Raw genomic sequence first — 20,696 nt, forward strand, 5'->3', positions numbered from 1 at the left:
CCATGGCAGTGGAAGCCCACCATCCGCGGACGGTGGCACGGCCGCGGATAGCCGTCAGGGGTGCTGCCGCGCCGGCGGCGGCTGCCCGGGGACTCGCCGTGTGGGTGGTTCCCGGGGAAGGCACCAGCCCGGAACTCCTCGCCCACGCCGCCCAACTGGTCCTAGCCAGGGCCCTCGAAACTGCTCCGGAGGCGGAAGTCCATTGGCCCGCCACCGGAGCTCCCACCTCCGGGGTCTCCGCCACGGCGGAAGGAGCCGCAGACGACTCCTCTCAGCCTCCCTCCGCGGCGGAGAACCCCGGCGGCACCGATGACGACGGCGGCACCCGGCTGCCGCCGTCGGCCGGTCCCGTCAGCCGGGTTGCCGTGGACCTGGCTGCCGACACCGTGCTGCTGGACGGCCGCACTGTGCAGCTGACCGGCGTCGAGTTCAAGGTGCTCCGGTACCTGGTGACCCACCTGTCGCGCACTGTGGGCAGGGAGGAACTCCAGCAGTTCCTGGACTCGTTTGAAACCCCCGGCGCCTCGGCCCGGTCCATCGACGTGTACGTGGGCCGGATCCGCCGGAAACTCGGAAATGCGCGCCATGCTGTGGCCACTGTCCGCGGCGGAGGCTACCGGTTTGTGCCGGGGCAGCGGGTAACCGTCCGCGGCCCGGCGGAATACTGCATATGACGCCGGAGTTGTATGACTGAGCGGGAAGCCGCTTCACTTGATGTTTTGCCAGTAACTGACAAAGTCTTCCAAAGGAACGCCATGAGCCAGACCCTGACCACCAAGCTTCAGCCCGGAACCCAGGCCCCTGATTTCACCCTTCAGGATGCCCAGGGCCGCGAGACTGCCTTGGCCGACTACCGTGGCAAGAACGTCATCGTGTACTTCTACCCCAAGGCCGCCACCCCCGGCTGCACCACGGAGGCCTGCGACTTCCGCGACAGCCTGGCCTCCCTGCAGGGCAAAGGCTACGAAGTCATCGGCATCTCCCCCGATGCACCGGAAGCCCTGGCCGGCTTCACCGGTGACTTCTCCCTGACCTTCCCCCTGCTGTCCGACCCGGACCACGCAGTTGCCCTGGCCTACGGCGCCTGGGGCGAGAAGCTGGTCAACGGCGAAATCACCGAGGGCATTGTCCGCTCCACTGTAGTGCTGGATCCCGAAGGCAAAGTCACGCTGGCCCAGTACCAGGTCAAGGCCGACGGCCACGTTGCTGCCCTGAAGGAAGCCCTGGGAATTTAGCCACCCACCGGACGCTCTCGCACTTAACGCACCTTTACCCGGGACGCTCTCGCACTTGACGCGCCTTTACCCGGGACGCTCTGGCACCTACTGCGGGAGCGTCCCGGCGTTAAGGGCACAATCGCGGCGCCAAGTCATCCTGCTGCTTTGGCGCCCTACGCGTCCGTGTCCGCCGTAGCCTTGCCCTCTGCGGCCGCCTGCTGATATTCGGCCGACACCCGACGGTACACGGGGGTCAGGAAAGCCAGCAGCGCGGCGATGACCATAATGATCCCTGCGATGAGGAACACCAGGGCAATACCGCGGGAGGTGCCCTCGCCCAGCAGCGGGGCCAGCTGGGCCGCGCCGTCGGTCGATCGTGCGTAGGGGATGATCCAGAACTGGGCGAGCGGCGCAATAAGGAAGGACGTGATGGGCGCAGCCGCAGACTCAAACGCCATGGCGAAACCGAACACCCGGCCCTGCCGTGGCAGCGGAACCACCTGCTGGATCACCGTCTGCTCGGCGGCCTCCACAACGGGCACCAGCGTCAGGTACAGCCAGATCCCGAGGACGTACAGCCACGCCCACTCCCGGAGGGTGAACACCGCGCCGAGGACCCCCATGGCCACTACCGCGATAAGCAGAGTGCGCAACGGGTTGGCCCCGAGGCCGAACTTGCTGATCAGCGCCCCGCCGACCAGGAATCCGCTGGAGCCTACAGCCAGAAAAACGCCCCAGAGTTCCACTGGGAACATCTCCAGGCCATAGGGGTCCATCAGCGCCATGTAGACGCCGCCGATAAAGTTGTTGAACGTGGAGAACAGGATCAGTGCGAACAGGCCGGAAATGGCCAGCACAGCGGCGTAGGAGCCGCGAAGGTCGAACCCGCCGTGCGCATCGGTGGCCGCGACCTGCCGTTCCTCAGGCATGCGGAGGATGAGCAGGTGTGCGAAGGCGAGCGCTGTGAGCATGAGGGCGACCACGATGGTCCACCCCATACCCAGCAGCCCCACCGACAGCCCTGACAGCACGGAAGTGATGAGGAACATCAGCCCCTGCACCATCCCCACCAGGCCGTTGGCATTGGCCCGCCGGTCCGGCTCGATCAGGATGGTGACCGTGGTGGACAGTGCGATGTTCCGCAGGTTCTCCACCACCGCGCCGATCAGGATGACCAGGGTGAACACCCAGAACCACGGCTGGGTCAGGTCCAGTAGCGACGACGCGGGCGTCAGGAGGAACATCACCCCGGACAGCATAAACATCACCAGGGTGAAGGCGGCGGCGAATCGCATCACGGCCAGCTTGCGGTAGCGGTCCACGAAGGTGCCGAAGCTGATGCTGGAAAGGGCGATCAGCAGCATGTACGCGCCCCCCACCACCCCGGTGGCGATCACGTTGCGCGTTTCCAGGTACACCCAGAAGGTCAGAGCAAACCATAGGTAGCTGGTGGTGATGTTGGCCAGGGCGGTGTTCACCAGGATCCCGGTGAAGGTGCGCGACCTTTCTGCCGGGCTGCGCACGGAGGTGTCGACGGCGTCCGGGTCCGCCAGGTGCGGGGCTTCCCCGTCCTCATCAGGTGTGGCGGCGAGGGCCACGTCCTCGCCAAGCCCCGTCCCGCCGTCGGAAGCCGCAGCAGCCGTGCCCCGGGCCGGTTCCTGCTCGGTCATGCGTCCCAGTGTAATGAGGACCAACCGGGGCCGACAGGGTGGAAACCCCCCTCCTGCTGCTTCACCGGAACCTAAGCGCGTAAGGGGCAGCCCTGCTGTCGCGGAGGCCTTGGTTTCGTCGGAGCCGACAGTGGGGTTGACGAGGCAGGACCGGTACATCCACTTCCTTGAGCCGGTACTGCTTTCAGGAGGAGTCCAGGTGCGTATGACGTGTTGCCGTGGACTAAGCACCCCCGTTGCCCCCTTCCGGGGTCCGGTGACAGGATGGCCGCATGGCGATCGAGGTCCGTCCGGCCACCGAGTTCGAGGACGTCAGGACGATGGTGGGGCCCAAGCGGCCCGACGCCAACGTCTGCTGGTGCCTGAGCTACCGAATTCCATCCAAACAGAACCAGGCCTTGCGCGGGACGGAGCGCGGGGACCTGATGAAAGAGCTGGTGGCCCAGGATCCCCCGCCGGGGGTTTTGGCGTACGACGGCGGCGAGGTAGTTGGGTGGGCAGCGGTCCACCCCCGTGCTGACACCAGTTTCGCCGGCAACCGCAAGATCCCGCACGTGGACGACCTGGAGGTGTGGTCGGTGTGGTGCATCCGGGTACGGCCGGGTCATCGGGGTGAGGGCATTTCCCACCACCTGCTGAAGGGTGCCGTAGAACTGGCGCGGGCCCATGGAGCAGCAGCCGTGGAGGGCTACCCAGTAGATAACGGCGGGCAGAAAGTCGACCTTACTATGGCCTACGTGGGCACCCGAAAGCTCTTCGAGGACGCCGGCTTCACGAAGGCCGCGGACACGGAATCAATCCTCAACGGCTTCCCGCGGGTGCTGATGCGCCTGGACCTGGCAGGAGGTTGATGATCCTGGATCAAGCGTGTCAGGGTTTTTTCCACCATTTGCCGGGCCAGTCCTCGTCGATGGCCCACAATGCCAAAAGCAGGGCATCGACTGTCATGAGTCCCGCAATGAGGTACGCCCAACCTGTCCACCAACCCATAACAATCTCCTGACCCGGTAACCCCCCAGCCACTCGATTGCTCCTAAGTGTGGCACCTAAGCCGCCGCTGCGGAACGCCCCAAATCCACACTCTTGAAAAGTGCCTCCAGCCTGTTGTGAGCCTCGGTTTCCAGCTTGAGGCGGCGCGTCAGCTTCTCCACCTGCACGGACATCTCCGCGCCGACCGGGAGCCGGTCGCCCGGCCAGCTGGATGCCTCCCGCGATTCGGCCAGCGCCTGGGCCAGGGCATTGGCGGCGGCACGCACTTTTCGTGAGTGGAAGTAGACACGCAGCAGCGCCCTGCCCTTGTCCACAGCTGCCTGCAACAGGTCGCCGGGCACCGATTCCCCTCCTGCTGTCAGAGAGTTCGGTTCTGAACCAGCCGGCACTGCACGGGCCGGTTCTGTAACAGCGGCGCCACCCGCCGTCACCTGGTTTTTCTTGTTGATGTGTCCCACTGGCTGCTCCGCCTTCCTGCCCGCCGTGCAGCCTCCGAACGGATCGTCCTTGACCCTCGTACTCGAAGAAAGCTGCTCCCTGCCTTCGAGTGTCCCGGGCCTTCCTCAACGTCCGGGCAAGCGGGTCCCAAGATTGACGCAAGATCTCCCCGGCCGGCCTGCTTCGCGCCGCCGTCGCCGCCGACGTGAGCGAGGAAACAACCGCGAATCCCATTCCTGCGAGGCGCTGTGACTCGGGCGGCAGCCGTTAATGCGGTAGAAGTAGAGTTATGGTCTCTCCATCCGAAATCCGTCGTGCCGTTGTTATTGAGGACGACCCGGACATTCGCGGCCTGCTGGTCCGTGTCCTGGTTAAGCAGGGCTTCGACGTCACCGAGGCCGACGCCGGCCTGCCCGGCGTGGAGGAAGTCCGCCGTCGCAAGCCCGATCTGATCACCCTGGACCTGAACCTGCCGGACCTCGACGGCCTGGAAGTCTGCAAGTTGCTCCGCGAATTCTCGGATGCCTTCATTGTGATGCTCACTGCCCGCGCCGACGAACTGGACAAGCTGACCGGCCTGGACAACGGAGCCGATGAATACATCAGCAAGCCGTTCAGCCCCCGGGAACTGCAGTCCAGGATCAACGCGCTCTTCCGCCGCAGGCCTTCCGCAGCCGCGGACTCCGCCGCCCGCAATGACCTGGAGCGGGCCACGGAGGTCCAGCAAAGCCTCCTTCCCAAGGAGGACATCCGCGTGGAGGGCTACGACGTGGCCGGCATGTTCCGCCCGTCCCGCAGCGTGGGCGGTGATTTCTATGACTGGTACCAGACGCAGGACGGGCTCCACCTGACCTTCGCCGACGCCATGGGCAAGGGCATGGGAGCCGCGCTCATCGCAGCAACAGTGCGCGCTGTCATGCGCTCCACCGGCCACCGGCAGGACCTGGACGGGGCATTCGCCACCGCCAGCAAGGCCATCGCCACGGACCTGGACTCCTCCAACTCCTTTGCCACCTTGTTCCACGCGCGGCTGGACGCAGCGTCCGGAACGGTCAACTATGTCGACGCCGGGCACGGGCTTGCGCTGCACGTTCGGTCCGGCGGCACGGCCCACCGGCTCCCTTCCGGCGGCCCGCCGGTCGGCGCCTGGGAAGGGACTTCCTGGCCGCAGTCATCACTGGACCTCGCCCCGGGAGATTCGCTGGTAGTGGTCAGTGACGGCGTGCTGGACGTCTTCGGCTCCGTGGAGGACTTCACCGAAGCCGTCGGCCGCGCCGCCCAAAGTGGGGATTCTGCGCAGGGAGCCAGCGCCGCGATCCTGGCACTCGCCCCGGCCGAGACAGCCGAGGATGACGTCACGGTGGTTGTGGTCCGCCGGCTACCGGAAGATGCAACCGCGTGACCCGCTTCTGGACCCGCCTGGTGGTGGTCCTGACGGTCATCACCGGCATCAACTACATCGCCTGGCGCTGGGCAGCGTCCCTCAACTGGGATGCCTGGTGGATCGCCGTGCCGCTGGTGGTCGCCGAAACCTACAGCCTGATTGACGTCATGCTGTTCGGCATGACCGTCTGGAAGCTGAAAATCCGCAAGGGCGCGCCACCGCCCCCGCATGATGCCACCGTGGACGTCTTCATCACCACCTACAACGAAGACCTGGACATGGTGATGACCACAGCACTGGCTGCCCAGAAGATCCGGCATCCGCACAGCACCTGGATCCTCGACGACGGCGCACGGCCCGAGCTGAAGGCCCTCGCCGAGCAGCACGGCCTGGGCTATGTCACCCGCAGCGAGGACTGGACCTCGAACCTCCCCCGGCACGCGAAGGCCGGCAACCTGAACAACGCCCTGATGCAAACGCACGGCGAGTTCCTCCTGATCCTGGACGCGGACCAGATCCCCGAGCCCGACATCCTCGAAAAAACGCTGGGGTACTTCAACAACCGCCGGGTGGCACTGGTCCAGACACCGCAGTACTTCAGCAACGTGCCCGCCGATGACCCCCTCGGCAGCCAGGCACCCCTTTTCTACGGCCCCATCCAGCAGGGCAAGGACGGCTGGAACGCCGCCTTCTTCTGCGGCTCCAACGCCATCCTGCGCCGCGAGGCCTTGATGCAGCTGGGCCTTGTGGGCTACGTGAAGGAAACCGAGAAAAGCATCCGCCGAGCTCTGGCGGCCTCCCGCTCCGCGATCAAACAGGCCCGGAAGTCCGCGGACATGGAGACGCCCCTGGTGGCCCAGGTGCTCGACGAGGTGGAGGCAGCCACCCGCGAGGCCCAGCAGGAACTGGACGCCGGCCAGCCGCTGAGCGAGATCACCTACCGTGTCCGCCGCCGCGTGGACGCAGCCGTGCAGACCCTCGTGATGGCCGACGTCGAAGCCCTCCAGGCAGACCTCGAAGAGATTGCCGCCATGGAACTGGCCCATGTGGGCGAGTCCGGCGTTCCCGTGGTGGCCGACGACGCCGTGCAGCGGATGTCCGCCCGCGACTGGTCACCGCTCGGAGCCCTGGAATCCGTGCAGGCCGTCCTGGACGCGCTCTCGGTGGAACGCAACGACGAAGCCCAGCCCGTGATGCCGCTGGCCACCATCTCCGTCACCGAGGACATGGCCACCGCCATGCGCATGCACGCCATGGGCTGGGAGAGCGTCTACCACCACGAGGTCCTGGCGTACGGCCTGGCGCCGGAGGACCTCAAGACGATGCTCACCCAGCGCCTCCGCTGGGCGCAGGGCACCATCCAGGTGCTGCTCCGCGAAAATCCGCTCGTCCAGAAGGGCCTGAAGCTGGGCCAGCGGCTGATGTACTTCGCCACCATGTGGACCTACCTTAGCGGCTACGCGGCGGTCATCTACTTCGCCGCCCCCATCATCTACCTGCTGCTGGGCATCCTGCCGGTCACGAGCCTGAGCTGGGACTTCTTCATCCGGTTCATCCCGTTCATGGTGGTCAACCAGCTGTTGTTTGCCGTCGCCGGCCGGGGCATTCCCACCTGGCGAGGCCAGCAGTACAGCCTCGCCCTGTTCCCCACCTGGATCAAGGCGTGCTCGACGGCGGCCCGGAACGTCTGGTTCGGCCGTCCCCTGGGGTTTGCCGTCACCCCCAAGGCCCGCCAGAGCGGCGGACCCAGCTGGAGCCTGATCCAGCCACAGATCGTGGTGTCCGTGCTGCTGGCCGTGGCTGCCGTCGTCGGAATCATTCGGCTGGCCAACGGCCTTGCCGAACCGCTGGGCACCCTGGTGAACGTCGCCTGGGTCATATTCGACCTGGTGGTCATGAGCATCCTGGTGCGTGCAGTGCTTTATAAGGGTTACCAGCCGGCCGCAGATCCGGCAGTACAAGAACCAGAGAGGAATCCTGATGGAGTTTAGCTATGAGGTCAAGGACTCGTATGCGGAGGTCAAGGCGGACGGGCGGCTGAACATGGTCTCCGCGCCGAAGCTGCGTGAGTTCGTTACTGACGTAATCGCCGGCGGGTCCAACCGGATCGTGGTGAACCTGGAGAACACGGCGTTTATGGACTCCTCCGGCTTGGGCGCGCTGATCGGCTGCCTGAAGGCGGCGCGGCAGGCCGGTGGTGACCTGCGGATTGCGGCTGTCCAGCCGCAGGTGAAGATGGTCCTGCAGCTGACCAGCATGGACAAGGTCCTCACGGCCTACGGATCAGCCGAAGAGGCGTTCAGCAATGACTGAGGTCCTGGCATCCCGCAGCTTCCGCGGGCTGGCCACCGGGGACGCGATCGAGTCCGTCCATAACGATCTCGACAGCCTTTGGCTTGACGTCCCCTTCGTGCAGGACATGGACCAGATGACGTTTACGACGGCGGTGATCGAGTCGGCATCGAACATCGTCCAGCATGCGGAGCCGGCCGGGCCGGAGCCTGTGGAGTTGGGCGTGGACATCGAAGTGCGGCCAACGCTGCTGCAGGCGCGGGTCAGCGCCTATCATGCCAAGCCCCCGTTCGGCCCGATGGAACCCGCGAGGCAGGGCGAGGAGGCCGAGTCCGGCCGGGGGCTGGCGCTGATCCAGGCCCTGGTCACCACGGTCACTTTCGAGCGGCAGGACGGTACGAACACCTGGGTCCTGTCGCGGACCTCGCAGCAGGACTAGGACCTCAGCGGGTTTTTGTCCAGATATGCAGGCCTCCGGCGCCCGAAACCCTGCATATCTGCACAAAAACTCCTGTGAGTCGGGTGGGGCGGTGGCGCTAGTTCGGGAATGTCACCGAGACAGTGGCCCCGCCGCCTGGAGTGTCACTGATGGTGAGCTCTCCACCGTGCGCCTGCGCGATCCGGCGGCAGGTGGCCAGTCCCAGCCCTGTCCCGGGGCCGTCACCGGGACGGTTCAGCCGCACCAAAGGCTCTACCGCCCGGGGGCGGTCGGTGGGGTGGATGCCCTTGCCGTTGTCAGCGACGTGGACAGTGAGTCCGCGGGGGCAACTGGTGGCGGTAACAGCCACCCGAAGGTCCCGCTGGGGGTCCCGGTAGTTCAGGGAGTTGGCGAGCAGGTTCTGCACCATCGTGCGCAGCTGCGACCGGTCGGCATACAGCTGGGCATCCTCGCACAGGATGCCGCTGCCCAGGCCGAGGCTCACGCCAAGGTCCTGGGATGCCTCTGCCGTCACAGACAGAAGTGACACCCGTTCGCGATTCAGCCGCCCGTTTGCCCGGGAGTAGTCCAGCACATCCTGCAGGGTGCCCAGCATTCGCTGCCCACCGCTGCCGATGAGCTGCAGGTACTCCTTAACCGGATGGTCCTGGGGAATCTCGGGATCATCCTCGGCCAGCTCCACATAACCAAGGATGGTGGTGAGCGGAGCACGGAGGTCGTGGCTGACGCGGCCGGCAAACTCGGCCAGCATCGCATTGCTCCGCTCCAGCTCGGCCAGGGCCTCATTGAGCTGCAGGGTGCGGTGCTGCAGCTCGAGAAGCTCCACCACCTGCTGCGCCAGCACCTCCAGCACATCAATCTGCTCGCGCCTGGGAAGTTCGGCGCCCTCCGAGAACACGCACAGCGAGCCGAGCACCAGCCCGCTGGCGGTCCTTAGCGGCACGGAAGCGTAGAAGCGGACGTCGGCTATCTCCCCTGTCACAAACGGGTTTGCGGCAAACCGGGGGTCCTGCGAGGCATCCCGCACCACTGTGGTTCCTGGTTCAAGGAATACGCTGGCGCACATGGAGTCCTCGCGGGAGCAGATGCCGGCATCGGTCCCGGCGGCGGCGATCTGCAGCTGATGGCCGGACGTGATGATGTTGACCACGCTGTAGGGCACCCCGCAGAGCGAGGCGGCCAGGCGCACCAGGTTATTGAGGGCACCACGGGCCTGCTCATCAACCAGTTCCGGAATCCGTCCAGCAGTGTCAGGGAGCAGCCCATACTCCCGCAGGTCAAGGTCCCGCTGATCCTGATCGGTCAGCATTTGGATAGCTGTCGCGTCCATATTTCTTCTTGAGCCCCCAGCATTATCGTCGAGCCGAAAGCTCTTCCGCGATGATACCCGTCCGGCCAGACGCCTGCGGTAGTCTCTTGACACCACCACGACGCTCAACTTCAATATTACGTATGCTGAAATAACAGTTCCATGATGCGGAAGCCTAAAGCTGGCGTTGCCGATGCTTGGGTGCCGAAGTCCGGCCTCCGCATAGCCGTCACCATGGATGCCAGCATTTGTCACCGAGGAACCAGCCAGCATGAAGCTTGCCGAATTCAATACCGCGGACCCAGCAAGGGCTGCGGAAACCCTCAGGCCCTGCATCGACGTCCAGCGCTGGGTGGACGCTGTTGCCGCGGCCCGGCCTTTCCCCACCAAGGAAGCCCTGCTCGCTTTCGCTTCCGTTGCCGCCAACCCCTTCACGTCCGAAGAGGTTGAGTCCGCCATGGCGCATCACCCGCGGATCGGCGAACGGCCGACGGCGGCCACCACCGAAGCGTCCATGTCCCGTTCCGAGCAGGCAGGGGTAGATCCGGCGGACAGCGCGCTGGCAGAGGCTTTGGCCCAGGGAAACAGGGAGTACGAGGAAAAGTTCGGCCGCGTCTTCCTGATCCGCGCCGCCGGCCGCACGGCCCCGGAAATCCTGCAGTCCTTGAAGGAGCGGCTGGAAAACTCCCCGGCCGAAGAAGACACCATCGTGGCCCAGCAGCTGCGCGAGATCGCCGTACTGCGGCTTGAAGGACTGATGACCGAATGAGCGTCTCCCACGTCACCACCCACATCCTCGACACAGGCGCCGGACGCCCGGCGGCTGGGGTCGCCGTCGTGCTGTACAGGAACGACGGCGGCAGCTGGCAGGAACTGGCCGGCTCCACTACCGACGCCGATGGCCGTGCGAAGGACCTGGGCCCGGAGCAGCTGGAACCCGGACACTACAAGCTCAACTTCGCCACCGGGAGCTACTACGCCGGCCTGCAGACCGCCACGTTTTTCCCGGAGGTTGACCTGGTGTTCGAAGTCACGGGCCCCGAGCATTACCACGTCCCCCTCCTGCTGAGCCCGTTCGCATACTCCACCTATCGCGGCAGCTAACCCACCCTGTTGACCTATCACTTATGGTCCCCATTCCGGGGTTTTGGCAACCGTAAGCGATAGGTCAACGGCGGAAATGTAGGCTTGATGCATGCCTTCTGAACAACCCTCCGCCGAGCGCCGCGAAATCACCGTCCGCCGTGCGCCCAAGTACGTCCCGTTCCTGGTTCTGGGCGCACTGGTGGGTATCGCCGCTGCGGCAGTGGTTGCCTACGGCCTGCCGGAAACGCCCAGCTTCGACGCCGGCTCCGTCTTCGGATTCTTCCTGGTGCTGTTCGCGGCCGCCGGCGCGGTCCTGGGTGCCGTAGCGGCGCTCATCCTGGATCGGCGCAGCGTCAAGCGGCAGCAGCGGGCCGTCGTGGAGTCCGTCCCGGACTCTGAGCCGGATACGGACCCGCAGCCCTAGCCCCGGTCATAAACGGGCGGCCGGAAAAGTCTTACCCCATGTCGTGAGATAATCGACCAGTGGCACGCGGCGATGGAAAACTTTCCCATGATCTTCTCCCTGGCGAAAAAGGCCCGCAGGACGCCTGTGGCGTTTTCGGAGTCTGGGCACCAGGTGAAGAAGTAGCAAAACTAACCTATTACGGGCTGTATGCACTGCAGCACCGCGGTCAGGAGTCCGCTGGTATAGCCACCAGCGACGGCAACCGGATCAACGTCTACAAGGACATGGGACTCGTTTCCCAGGTCTTCGACGAGACCACCCTGAACACCCTTACCGGGCACCTTGCAGTGGGCCACTGCCGCTACTCCACCACCGGAGCCAGCCATTGGGCCAACGCCCAGCCCACCCTCGGCGCCACCAGCACCGGGACCGTGGCCCTGGCGCACAATGGCAACCTCACCAACACGGCTGAGCTTAACGCCATGATCCAGGAACGCAACGGCGGCCAGCTCACCGGCGAGATGAAGCAGGGCAACACCTCCGATACCGCCCTGGTCACCGCCCTCCTGGAGGGTGAACCAGGCAAGTCCCTCGAAGAGACCGCCATCGAACTGCTGCCCAAGATCAAGGGCGGCTTCTGCTTTGTCTTTATGGACGAAGGCACCCTCTACGCGGCCCGCGACACCTTCGGCATCCGCCCGCTGGTCCTGGGCCGGCTGGAACGCGGCTGGGTGGTCGCGTCCGAGCAGTCCGCGCTTGCCACAGTTGGCGCCAGCTTCATCCGCGAGATCGAGCCCGGCGAGTTCATCGCCATCGACGAGCAGGGCGTGCGTTCCCAGCGTTTTGCGGAGCCGACGCCGGCCGGTTGCGTTTTCGAGTACGTCTACCTTGCCCGTCCGGATGCCGCCATCGCGGGCCGCTCCGTGTACGAGTCCCGGGTGGAGATGGGCCGCCAGCTGGCCCGTGAAAACACACAGGTAGCGGACATCGTGATTCCCGTTCCGGAATCCGGCACCCCCGCCGCCGTGGGCTACGCCGAGGAATCCGGCATCCCGTTCGCCCACGGGTTCGTCAAGAATTCCTACGTTGGCCGTACCTTCATCCAGCCTTCGCAGACACTGCGCCAGCTGGGTATCCGGCTCAAGCTCAACGCCCTCGAGTCCGTGATCCGCGGCAAGCGCGTGGTGGTGGTGGACGACTCGATCGTCCGCGGCAACACGCAGCGCGCCATCGTCCGGATGCTCCGCGAAGCCGGTGCCGCAGCAGTCCACGTCAAGATCTCCTCCCCGCCGGTGCAGTGGCCCTGCTTCTACGGCATCGACTTCGCCTCCCGCGCCGAGCTCATTGCGAACGGCGCAACCATCGAGGAGATCTCGCAGGCCATCGGTGCAGACTCGCTGGCCTACATCTCTGAGGACGGCATGATCGGGGCCACCCGGCAGCCCCGGGAGCGCCTGTGCACCGCGTGCTTCACGGGCAAGTACCCCATTGAGCTGCCGGGCTCTGACAAGCTGGGCAAGAACCTGCTGGAACGCACGGACCTTGGCGGCCTGAAGCCCTCGCCGTCCGCCCTTCCGGGCCAGACTGCCGCCCTTGCCGTGGACCCTGCAATCGACCCTGCCGTGGATCCGGCGGAAAAGTCCGGCGCCACGGGCTGCGATCCCGGACCGGACTCGGAGTTTGAGAACCTGCTGACCGAAGCCGACCTTGTGCCAGAGATTCATCACGCAGTCACCACCCCCGACGCTGACAAGAAAGAGTCCGTATGACTTCCGCTGCCCCCGCCTCCGGCAACACCGCCGGGAACACTGCCGGCATCACCTACGCCTCCGCGGGCGTCGATGTTGAAGCCGGCGACCGCGCCGTCGAGCTTATGAAGGGTGCCATCAAGGCCACCCACAACTCCTCGGTGATCGGCGGGGTGGGCGGCTTCGCCGGCCTCTACGACGTCTCTAAGCTCCTCACCTACAAGAAGCCGCTGCTGGCAACGTCCACCGACGGCGTAGGCACCAAGGTCGCCATTGCCCAGGCCATGGACATCCACGACACCATCGGCTTCGACCTCGTGGGCATGGTGGTGGACGACATCGTCGTGGTAGGCGCAGAGCCCCTCTTCATGACGGACTACATTGCCTGCGGCAAGGTGGTGCCCGAGCGCATCGCCGACATTGTCCGCGGCATCGCGGCAGCATGCTCCGTGGCGGGCACCGCGCTGGTGGGCGGCGAGACGGCCGAGCACCCCGGCCTGCTGGGCGAGCACGAGTACGACGTCGCCGGCGCAGCCACCGGCGTCATCGAGGCCGACCACCTCCTCGGCCCGGACCGCGTCCGCGCCGGCGACATCGTCATCGGTATGACCTCCTCGGGCCTGCACTCCAACGGCTACTCCCTGGTGCGCCGCGTGATCAACCACGCCGGCTGGGCGCTGGACCGCCAGGTCTCCGAACTTGGCCGTACCCTCGGTGAGGAACTCCTGGAGCCCACGCGCGTCTACGCGGCGGACTGCCTGGACCTTGCCCGCACGTTCCCCGTCACCGGTGAATCCGCGGTCCACGGCTTCAGCCACGTGACCGGTGGCGGCCTGGCCGCCAACCTGGCCCGCGTGCTCCCCCAGGGCCTGGTGGCCACCGTCGACCGCTCCACCTGGGAGCTGCCGGCCATCTTCAAACTGGTGTCCGAACTCGGCAACGTGCCGCTGGCAGACCTGGAGCGCACCCTGAACCTGGGCGTGGGCATGGTGGCCATCGTCTCGGCTGACGTTGCTGACGCAGCAGTCTCCCGCCTGAACGACCGTGGACTGCCGTCCTGGATCATGGGCACCGTCACCAAGGACTCGGATTCAATCCTGAAGTCCGGCCCGGATTACGTGCAGGGCGCCAAGGGCGTGGACGGCGGCGCGGTCCGCCTGGTCAACGCCTACGCCTGAGCTTATGCGGAATGCCGGCGGGTGCCTTGAGCGCCCGCCGGCTTTTTTGTGCCAGGATCCCAAAACCCGCCATCACCTCCTGCAGAACATCAGGCAACCCGCCATCACCTTGGGATCAACCAGAGGCACAGTCACCTGTCGATAGTTGCGTAATTGAGAACGGTTCTTGTTAGGATGAACTCGTTCCCGAAGTCCTGCCACGAAACGACGTTCCGATGCCTGCACCCGCCCTGTCCGTGAAGAACCTCGTGCTCTCGCACGCCGGGCACCAGTTGGTGCACCCCCTGACGTTCTCCATCCAGTGGGCTGAAAGCGTTGCGCTTCTGGGAGCCTCAGGATCCGGAAAGTCGCTGACCGCCTCCGCCCTCACGGGGACAGTGCCGGAAGGAATCACGGCGAGAGGGGAAATTTCGTTTGGGGCTGCTTTCCGGCCAGGGGACTGCGGAAGCGCGGAGGGCGATGCCGGCGCAGCCTTGATCAGCCAAGATTCCCAGACCGCCCTCAATCCGCTGGTGCCGGTGGGCAAGCAGCTGATGATCCCGCTCCGCCGGGCAGGGCTCAGCCGCACTGAAGCCCGGTGCCAAGCGGCGCTCCTGCTCGCCCAGGCCGGGCTGGCGGACCCCTCGGAGATCCTGCGGCGCTACACCGGCGAGCTGTCGGGCGGGCAGCTGCAAAGGGTGTGCATTGCACTGGCATTGGCCTGCCGCTCGGAGGTCCTGGTGGCAGATGAACCCACCACAGCCCTCGATGCGGTTACCCGGCACACCGTTCTTGCGAGCCTCCGCAGCTGGGTGTCCGAGGGCCGAACCCTGATCTTCATCACCCACGATCTGGCAGCAGCGGCAGCCCTGTGCAGCCGCGCGCTCGTGATGGAAGGCGGGCACATTGTGGAGGATGCCCCGATGGCTGAGCTGCTACTGAACCCCGGGCACCCTTACAGCAAGCGGCTGGTGCGGGCGGCTACGGCAACGCCCCCGCATGCAGGAACGGCTGTGGCAGCATGACCGGGGCCCTGAGCGCGGATGGCATCTCCTTCAGCTACCCCAAGCGCAACCTCCGGAGCAGCCCTACGGCGGACATCCTCCGCAACATCACCCTGAGCCTCACTCCTGGAGCCGGCATGGCGCTTGTGGGAAGCTCCGGCTCCGGAAAATCCACGTTGGTTCGGATCATGCTCGGCCTGGCAAAGCCGTCCAACGGCACCGTCACGCTTGGCGGGTGTGCAGTAAGGCCCGGACCGGCCCGGAGCCTTCGCTGGTACCGCCGCTCGGTGCAGTACGTCCCGCAAAATCCGGCCGCGAGCCTGGACCCGCGAATGACCGTCTCGCAACTGTTAGAAGAACCTCTGCGGCAGCTCCGCGTGCAAGGAAGCCACCGGGATCTGGCGGCCCAGGCGCTGGAACGCGTGGAATTACCGGCCTGGGTGATGACCCACCGGCCGGGCGAGCTGTCCGGCGGCCAGAACCAGAGGGTGGCCATTGCCCGTGCCCTGGCAGTGAAACCGACGTACCTGCTGGCTGATGAACCCGTCAGCGGCCTGGACCTGCCCCTGCGCGATGCCGTCCTCGAACTCCTGGACGGCCTGGTGCACGAAGGCCTGGGCCTGCTCCTCGTGACCCATGACCTGGCTACCGCTGCCAGGATGTGCGGCACCACCGCCGTGCTTTCCGGAGGCAGCATCGTGGAACAGGCGCCAACGGGCCAGGTGCTGGTAAACCCCGCCAGCCCGGCCGCCGTCGCACTAGTGCAGGCGTCGCGGGGCCTGCAGCTCCCAGCCCCACTCCAGGCGGTTGCCCTGTGACCGCCCTCAACGCCGCAGAGCGGACAGCAACGAACCCGCGCCCGGCCCCGGGCCTCCTCCTCGCCAGCCAGCTCGTTTTCAATATCGGTTTCTACGCCGTGGTGCCGTTCCTCGCGCTGGTCATGACCCAGGACTTCGGCATGACGGCAACAGCGGTTGGCGTGGTTCTGGGCGCCCGCGTCTTCAGCCAGCAGGGGCTTTTCCTGGTGGGCGGGATCATCACGGACCGCTTCGGGCCGCGGCGCGCCATGCTGGTGGGTTGCCTGGTCCGTATCTGCGGCTACCTCACCCTGGCGCTTGCCGGCAGCTTTCCGCTGTTCCTCCTCGGCGCGGTCCTCACCGGGATGGGCGGCGCGCTGTTCTCACCTGCCCTGGAGTCCCTAATTGGGCAGGCGGAAGAACGACGGCGCAACACCAGTGGGAAGGCGCCCGCACTGTTTGCGCTCCTCGCCATCTGCGGAGAGATCGGGGCTGTGGCCGGACCGCTGGTGGGCGCGCTGCTGCTAGGCATTTCCTTCAGCTGGGCAGCACTGGCCGGAGCAGTGGTCTTTGCCGTGATGACGGGGGTGTTGTGGCGCAGTGTGCCCGCCGAAGCCCCGAATCTTGTGCGCGGCACTGCGTCTTCCTCCACGCCGACTTCCCCTGAGCCGCCTTCCTCCGTTGCACGGGGCGAGGGGATCACGGTGATGCTGCGGGACAAGCGCTTTGTGGCCTTTGCTGCCCTCTACAGCGTGAACCTGCTGGCCTATAACCAGCTGTACTTTGGCCTTCCCATCGAGTTGACCAGGAGCGGTGCGGGCCCCGGGGCGCTGGCCGGCTTGTTCGCCGTCGCCTCGGTCCTGACCATTGCGCTGCAGTGGCCCATCTCCCGGCTGACAACTTGGATGGGACCGGGCAGAGCCCTGACGGCAGGTTTCCTCCTCAAGGGCCTGGCCTTCGCCACCATGGCACTGCTCGCCCAGGTTCCGCCCGCCGGCACCCTGCAGCTCCTGCCGCCGCTGCTGCTTGTGGTGGGGCTGTGCCTGGGGCACATGTGCATCGGGCCGGTGGCCATGCCGCTGGTCCTGGACTTTGCCCGCGGCCGACGGACGGGCATCTATTACGGGCTCCTCGCGAGCATGGGCGGCTGCGCGGTGCTGCTGGGCAACGTTGCCCTCGGGCCGCTCTACTCGGGAGCCACCGAGCCGGGGCCCGACGCCGCGTGGCCCTGGGCGGTGATGGCGGCACTGACGGCGCTTCCCGCCGTCGGACTTTCACGGCTCCTGCCTGCCAAGCGCTAAGCCTCCAAACGTAAAACAGCCAACGGGCCGACCCGGCTGAGCGCCGGCCATTCCCCTTCTCCACCGACCTCGGAAACAGGTAACCACCATGCCCAAAAAGCGATCAAAAACAGGCGCTATTGCCATCTCGGCCCTTCTGCTCGCCGGCCTGACCGGCTGTTTCGCCGGTGGCGGGCAGGCAGCGGAAAGGGGTGACGGTGCGGGCCGGATCAAGCTCGCCATGCTCCAGCCGCCGCGGTCCGGGTTGTCGCCGCTGAGCGACGACGCCTTCAAGCTCTCGCGGTGGCAGACCGCTGAGACCCTGGTGGTGCTGGACGACCTGGGCGAAGCGAAACCTGCATTGGCCACGGAGTGGCAGCAGGTTGGCCAGACCTCGTGGCGCTTCACCCTGCGGGACGGGGTCGAGTTCCACGACGGTACGGCCCTGACGTCAGCGGAGGTTGTTGCCTCCCTTTCCGCCGCGGCCAAGGCAAGCCCCAAGCCCAGGATTCTGGACGGCGTGGAACTTACCGCCCAGGCTGATGGTTCGAGCGGTGTGATCGTCAGGACGGCGACGCCGGACCCCCTCCTCCCCCAGCGGCTGTCAAGTCCCCAGTTGGCCGTCTTTGCTGCCACCGCGTACAAGGAAGGCGGCGTCGTGAATCCGGTCAATGCCGGTACGGGGCCCTACCGACTGGCTTCGGTGGAGGGCACCTCATCAGCACGGCTGGACCGCTTCGACCGATACTGGGGCGAGAAGGCGCAAGCCGACGGCGTCGATGTCCAGTTCGTGCCGGACGGAACCGCGCGGGCAGCTGCCCTAAGGACCGGTGACGCGGACATCGTGGAAGCCATCCCGGTGGGCCAAGTGGCCCGGATCGACCCGGCACTGGTACATGAGGTACCGATGCCGCGGACCAACACGCTCTACCTCAACACGGCGTCGGGCCCCTTCGCTGATCCCGCAGTCCGCGCCGCAGCCCGCGGGGCGATTGATGCCGGCACCATCGTGGAGGGGGTCTATGAGGGGCGCGCAGACAAGGCCGCCGGGCTGCTCGGCCCCGCCCTCCCGTGGGCGGCGGACGAGCGGAGCAGCGCAGACTACGCCGCCAACCTCGCCACCCGGGTGGCCGCAACTGCCGTCGACGGGACTTCCATCCGCCTTGGGACCTTCACCGACCGCGCCGAACTGCCGGAAGTCGCGGTTCAACTGGAGCAGCAGCTGGAGGCCGCCGGCTTTACCGTGGAACAGGACGTCCGCGAGTACCAGCACATCGAGGCCGACGCACTGGCCGGAAAGTTTGATGCTTTTATCCTGTCCCGCGCCACCGTCCTGGACTCCGGTGACCCCGTTGCCTACCTCTACAGCGACTTCTCCTGCGCGGGCTCCTTCAACATCTCCCAGTTCTGCGATCCAGGCGTAGACGATGCCTTGGCCAAAGCCGCAGGTATTCCCGCCGGCCCTGAACGCCGGGCTGCCATCGCAGCGGCTGAAAGCCTCATCTTGGCCCGGGACGCGGCCATCCCGCTGCTCCACGAACGCGTCATCCAGGGCGAATCCGGGCGGGTGCGGAACGTGGCGCGGGATCCGCGGGAGCGGGCGCTGATCACGGGTAAGACGGGGTTCACCAGCAGTACAGGGATCACCAGCGCGCCAGGCGCCGCAGGCTGATGCCCACCGGTACGGCGCTCCTGAAAGTCACCGCCTCGCGGATCGTTGCCCTCCTCGGACTGGTGGTGCTGATCGGAATGATGCCGTGGCTCTCAGGCCGTGGAGCTGAATACACCATCCTCCGCGCCCGGTACTCGGACCGGGAACCCACCCCCGAAGCCCTGGCTGCCATCCGCACCGAACTCGGGCTCGAGCAGGGCCCCCTGGCCATGTTCGTGTCCTGGGTTCATGGCGTCCTAGCCGGGGACCTCGGGACCTCCTGGATCAACAGCACTCCTGTGGGTCCCGGCATCGGAGCCGCGCTGGGCGTTTCGGTGACCCTGATGGGTTTTGCCATAGCGGCAGCAGGGATCATAGTCCTGTTGATCTGCGGGCCTGCAGTGGTGGACGGGCTTCGGCAGCGGCGAAGGCAGGGGTCCGGAGTCTTGCCGGCCGCGCTCACCTCCCTGCCGGAGTTCCTGCTTTCGGCCATGCTGCTGGTGGTGGGCGGCGTCTGGCTCCAGTGGTTTCCGCCGTTCGGCTGGAAAGGCCCCGAGCACGCCGTCCTGCCGGCCCTCGCCCTTGGCATTCCGGCGGGCGGCCTGATGGGACTGCTGCTGTCCGACGCCATCCGCGCCGCGTTCGGGGAAAAGTGGGTGGCCACGTGGCGGCTGGCCGGCGCGGGGCCCGTTCAGCTAACGCGGGCGGTACTGCGGCGCTCCCTGCCGGCAGTGCTGCCGCAGCTCGGGCTGGTCCTCATCGGCCTGACCGGCGGAGCCGTCGCGGTGGAAAAGGTGTACGCCATTCCGGGGCTCGGCCGGGCGCTGTTGGGAGCGGCCAGCGCCCAGGACATTCCCACCCTTCAGGCCGGCATGCTGGCACTGATGGGGCTGGCCCTGCTGGTGGGAACGCTGGCGACGGCGGCACGGTACCTGCTGATCGGGCCCGCAGTACGCTTCGGCACACTTCCGCTTGCGGAGCCCCCAAGTTCAGCGGGCCACCGCCACCTGGCCGTGCCGGCAGTTTCAGCTGCGGCCCTGCTGCTCATCATCGGCGCCGGACTGCTGCGTGACCCCTACACCTCGGCATACCCGAGGCTGGCAGCGCCCGCCTGGTCATTGCCCTTTGGGGCGGACGCCAGTGGGCGTGACCTCCTGGCCCGGGTGGGGCACGGCGCCGTGGGGACGCTCGGAACCGCGCTGGTAGTGGTACTCGTCTGCCTGGCCGTGGGAATCGCCGTCGGCCTCTTCCCGCTGGCAGCCACAGGGCCCCTCGAGGTGGCCAACGCCGCCCCGCCCATCCTCGCCGGACTGGTTGTCGCAGCCGTGACCGGCCCATCCGCGCAGGGGGCCGCCCTGGCTGTGGCAGCCGTGAGTTGGGCGCCCCTTGCTGCCCACACGGCCGCCCTGGCCCAGGAGGCCCGGGCACAACCGTATGTTCAGATCCTCCCGGTGCTGGGGGTCGGCAAGGCGCGCATTATGCTCCGCTACATCTTGCCGGCGGTGGCACGGCCGCTCCTGCGCCACGCTATGCTCCGCCTGCCGGGAGTCGCCCTGGCCCTCGCGGCGCTCGGGTTCCTGGGGCTGGGCCCGCAACAGCCGTCGCCGGAGTGGGGACTGATTCTGGCCGAGGGCATCGGCTATGTGGAACGGGCACCGTGGGCGGTCCTGGCACCGGCATCCGCGCTGGTGCTGGCGTCGGTGCTGGCCGTCAGCCTCGCAGGCACAGGGAGCGGCACCAGGGCGGCACGGCTCAGGAGGTTGGGAAACCCCGCTGCCGCCCGCGCCGCGACGGCGCCGGAAACCGCAAAATGATTTAGCCCGGTTTA

Annotated in this window: 20 protein-coding genes; 17 read left to right on the forward strand and 3 right to left on the reverse strand. The window is 66.6% G+C overall.

Annotation, left to right across the window (positions count from 1 at the left end; all coding sequences use genetic code 11):
- The first annotated feature begins 2 nt into the window (after positions 1–2).
- Complete coding sequence (locus AC5RUQ_RS14040) at positions 3–674, forward strand: winged helix-turn-helix transcriptional regulator (RefSeq protein WP_493947944.1); 672 nt, start codon at positions 3–5, stop codon at positions 672–674.
- An 81-nt stretch (positions 675–755) separates the two neighbouring features.
- Positions 756–1,235, forward strand: a complete 480-nt coding sequence (bcp, locus tag AC5RUQ_RS14045) for a thioredoxin-dependent thiol peroxidase (protein WP_163165875.1) — start codon at positions 756–758, stop codon at positions 1,233–1,235.
- Positions 1,236–1,390: 155 nt separating this feature from the next.
- Here the strand turns inward: bcp and AC5RUQ_RS14050 are convergent, their stop codons facing one another.
- A complete protein-coding gene (locus AC5RUQ_RS14050) occupies positions 1,391–2,887 on the reverse strand; it encodes an MFS transporter (protein ID WP_493947945.1) in 1,497 nt (498 codons plus the stop codon).
- A gap of 272 nt (positions 2,888–3,159) precedes the next feature.
- On the opposite strand from AC5RUQ_RS14050, the gene AC5RUQ_RS14055 reads away from it, so the two are divergent.
- A complete protein-coding gene (locus tag AC5RUQ_RS14055) occupies positions 3,160–3,738 on the forward strand; it encodes a GNAT family N-acetyltransferase (protein WP_493947946.1) in 579 nt (192 codons plus the stop codon).
- 195 nt (positions 3,739–3,933) lie between these two features.
- Here AC5RUQ_RS14055 and AC5RUQ_RS14060 read toward each other — a convergent pair whose 3' ends face one another.
- Positions 3,934–4,335 carry a hypothetical protein gene (locus AC5RUQ_RS14060; protein WP_493947947.1) on the reverse strand — a complete coding sequence of 134 codons (402 nt, stop codon included), beginning with the start codon at positions 4,333–4,335 and terminating at the stop codon, positions 3,934–3,936.
- A 269-nt stretch (positions 4,336–4,604) separates the two neighbouring features.
- Here AC5RUQ_RS14060 and AC5RUQ_RS14065 point away from each other — a divergent pair, with 269 nt between their 5' ends.
- The 4 genes from AC5RUQ_RS14065 to AC5RUQ_RS14080 are packed head-to-tail and all read left to right on the forward strand — an operon-like array spanning position 4,605 to position 8,430.
- Positions 4,605–5,717: a PP2C family protein-serine/threonine phosphatase gene (locus AC5RUQ_RS14065; protein WP_493947948.1), complete on the forward strand. Its 1,113-nt coding sequence runs from the start codon at positions 4,605–4,607 to the stop codon at positions 5,715–5,717.
- Positions 5,714–7,690 carry a glycosyltransferase family 2 protein gene (locus AC5RUQ_RS14070; protein ID WP_493947949.1) on the forward strand — a complete coding sequence of 659 codons (1,977 nt, stop codon included), beginning with the start codon at positions 5,714–5,716 and terminating at the stop codon, positions 7,688–7,690. The genes AC5RUQ_RS14065 and AC5RUQ_RS14070 overlap by 4 nt, the downstream gene beginning before the upstream one ends.
- On the forward strand, positions 7,680–8,012 hold the full coding sequence (locus tag AC5RUQ_RS14075) for an STAS domain-containing protein (protein ID WP_387547502.1): 333 nt from the start codon (positions 7,680–7,682) through the stop codon (positions 8,010–8,012). The genes AC5RUQ_RS14070 and AC5RUQ_RS14075 overlap by 11 nt, the downstream gene beginning before the upstream one ends.
- On the forward strand, positions 8,005–8,430 hold the full coding sequence (locus AC5RUQ_RS14080) for an ATP-binding protein (RefSeq protein ID WP_493947950.1): 426 nt from the start codon (positions 8,005–8,007) through the stop codon (positions 8,428–8,430). Before AC5RUQ_RS14075 ends, AC5RUQ_RS14080 begins: the two co-directional genes overlap by 8 nt.
- 97 nt (positions 8,431–8,527) lie before the next feature.
- On the opposite strand, the gene AC5RUQ_RS14085 is transcribed toward AC5RUQ_RS14080, so the two are convergent.
- Positions 8,528–9,760, reverse strand: coding sequence for a sensor histidine kinase (locus AC5RUQ_RS14085; protein WP_493947951.1), 1,233 nt, complete (start codon positions 9,758–9,760; stop codon positions 8,528–8,530).
- 250 nt (positions 9,761–10,010) lie between these two features.
- Here AC5RUQ_RS14085 and uraD point away from each other — a divergent pair, with 250 nt between their 5' ends.
- The 10 genes from uraD (at position 10,011) to AC5RUQ_RS14135 (ending at position 20,682) form a co-directional block, all read left to right on the forward strand.
- The gene (gene uraD, locus AC5RUQ_RS14090) at positions 10,011–10,508 is read left to right on the forward strand and encodes a 2-oxo-4-hydroxy-4-carboxy-5-ureidoimidazoline decarboxylase (RefSeq protein ID WP_493947952.1); all 498 of its coding nucleotides are present in this window, start codon (positions 10,011–10,013) and stop codon (positions 10,506–10,508) included.
- Positions 10,505–10,843 carry a hydroxyisourate hydrolase gene (gene uraH / locus AC5RUQ_RS14095; protein ID WP_493947953.1) on the forward strand — a complete coding sequence of 113 codons (339 nt, stop codon included), beginning with the start codon at positions 10,505–10,507 and terminating at the stop codon, positions 10,841–10,843. Before uraD ends, uraH begins: the two co-directional genes overlap by 4 nt.
- Positions 10,844–10,934: 91 nt before the next feature.
- A complete protein-coding gene (locus tag AC5RUQ_RS14100) occupies positions 10,935–11,249 on the forward strand; it encodes a hypothetical protein (protein WP_493947954.1) in 315 nt (104 codons plus the stop codon).
- 59 nt (positions 11,250–11,308) lie between these two features.
- On the forward strand, positions 11,309–13,000 hold the full coding sequence (gene purF, locus AC5RUQ_RS14105; RefSeq protein WP_430231344.1) for an amidophosphoribosyltransferase: 1,692 nt from the start codon (positions 11,309–11,311) through the stop codon (positions 12,998–13,000).
- Positions 12,997–14,157 carry a phosphoribosylformylglycinamidine cyclo-ligase gene (gene purM / locus AC5RUQ_RS14110; RefSeq protein WP_493947955.1) on the forward strand — a complete coding sequence of 387 codons (1,161 nt, stop codon included), beginning with the start codon at positions 12,997–12,999 and terminating at the stop codon, positions 14,155–14,157. Before purF ends, purM begins: the two co-directional genes overlap by 4 nt.
- 215 nt (positions 14,158–14,372) lie before the next feature.
- The gene (locus AC5RUQ_RS14115) at positions 14,373–15,161 is read left to right on the forward strand and encodes an ATP-binding cassette domain-containing protein (protein WP_493947956.1); all 789 of its coding nucleotides are present in this window, start codon (positions 14,373–14,375) and stop codon (positions 15,159–15,161) included.
- Positions 15,158–15,958, forward strand: a complete 801-nt coding sequence (locus AC5RUQ_RS14120) for an ABC transporter ATP-binding protein (protein ID WP_493947957.1) — start codon at positions 15,158–15,160, stop codon at positions 15,956–15,958. The genes AC5RUQ_RS14115 and AC5RUQ_RS14120 overlap by 4 nt, the downstream gene beginning before the upstream one ends.
- Positions 15,955–17,238: an MFS transporter gene (locus tag AC5RUQ_RS14125; RefSeq protein WP_493947958.1), complete on the forward strand. Its 1,284-nt coding sequence runs from the start codon at positions 15,955–15,957 to the stop codon at positions 17,236–17,238. Before AC5RUQ_RS14120 ends, AC5RUQ_RS14125 begins: the two co-directional genes overlap by 4 nt.
- Before the next feature lie 88 nt (positions 17,239–17,326).
- Positions 17,327–18,889 (forward strand): ABC transporter substrate-binding protein, encoded by a 1,563-nt coding sequence (locus AC5RUQ_RS14130; RefSeq protein ID WP_493947959.1) that lies wholly within the window; start codon positions 17,327–17,329, stop codon positions 18,887–18,889.
- The gene (locus AC5RUQ_RS14135; protein WP_493947960.1) at positions 18,889–20,682 is read left to right on the forward strand and encodes an ABC transporter permease subunit; all 1,794 of its coding nucleotides are present in this window, start codon (positions 18,889–18,891) and stop codon (positions 20,680–20,682) included. The genes AC5RUQ_RS14130 and AC5RUQ_RS14135 overlap by 1 nt, the downstream gene beginning before the upstream one ends.
- The last annotated feature ends 14 nt before the right edge of the window (positions 20,683–20,696 follow it).

It is taken from the genome of Arthrobacter sp. MDT2-3 (assembly GCF_059090465.1).

Excerpts from the sequence above, each read along its gene's own strand:
- AC5RUQ_RS14055 (WP_493947946.1), top strand. The coding sequence starts at position 3,160 with ATGGCGATCGAGGTCCGTCCGGCCACCGAGTTCGAGGACGTCAGGACG.
- AC5RUQ_RS14050 (WP_493947945.1), bottom strand. The coding sequence starts at position 2,887 with ATGACCGAGCAGGAACCGGCCCGGGGCACGGCTGCTGCGGCTTCCGAC.
- AC5RUQ_RS14115 (WP_493947956.1), top strand. The coding sequence starts at position 14,373 with ATGCCTGCACCCGCCCTGTCCGTGAAGAACCTCGTGCTCTCGCACGCC.
- AC5RUQ_RS14120 (WP_493947957.1), top strand. The coding sequence starts at position 15,158 with ATGACCGGGGCCCTGAGCGCGGATGGCATCTCCTTCAGCTACCCCAAG.
- AC5RUQ_RS14040 (WP_493947944.1), top strand. The coding sequence starts at position 3 with ATGGCAGTGGAAGCCCACCATCCGCGGACGGTGGCACGGCCGCGGATA.
- AC5RUQ_RS14135 (WP_493947960.1), top strand. The coding sequence starts at position 18,889 with ATGCCCACCGGTACGGCGCTCCTGAAAGTCACCGCCTCGCGGATCGTT.
- uraH (WP_493947953.1), top strand. The coding sequence starts at position 10,505 with ATGAGCGTCTCCCACGTCACCACCCACATCCTCGACACAGGCGCCGGA.
- AC5RUQ_RS14100 (WP_493947954.1), top strand. The coding sequence starts at position 10,935 with ATGCCTTCTGAACAACCCTCCGCCGAGCGCCGCGAAATCACCGTCCGC.
- AC5RUQ_RS14075 (WP_387547502.1), top strand. The coding sequence starts at position 7,680 with ATGGAGTTTAGCTATGAGGTCAAGGACTCGTATGCGGAGGTCAAGGCG.
- AC5RUQ_RS14085 (WP_493947951.1), bottom strand. The coding sequence starts at position 9,760 with ATGGACGCGACAGCTATCCAAATGCTGACCGATCAGGATCAGCGGGAC.
- bcp (WP_163165875.1), top strand. The coding sequence starts at position 756 with ATGAGCCAGACCCTGACCACCAAGCTTCAGCCCGGAACCCAGGCCCCT.
- AC5RUQ_RS14130 (WP_493947959.1), top strand. The coding sequence starts at position 17,327 with ATGCCCAAAAAGCGATCAAAAACAGGCGCTATTGCCATCTCGGCCCTT.
- uraD (WP_493947952.1), top strand. The coding sequence starts at position 10,011 with ATGAAGCTTGCCGAATTCAATACCGCGGACCCAGCAAGGGCTGCGGAA.
- AC5RUQ_RS14065 (WP_493947948.1), top strand. The coding sequence starts at position 4,605 with ATGGTCTCTCCATCCGAAATCCGTCGTGCCGTTGTTATTGAGGACGAC.
- purM (WP_493947955.1), top strand. The coding sequence starts at position 12,997 with ATGACTTCCGCTGCCCCCGCCTCCGGCAACACCGCCGGGAACACTGCC.
- AC5RUQ_RS14080 (WP_493947950.1), top strand. The coding sequence starts at position 8,005 with ATGACTGAGGTCCTGGCATCCCGCAGCTTCCGCGGGCTGGCCACCGGG.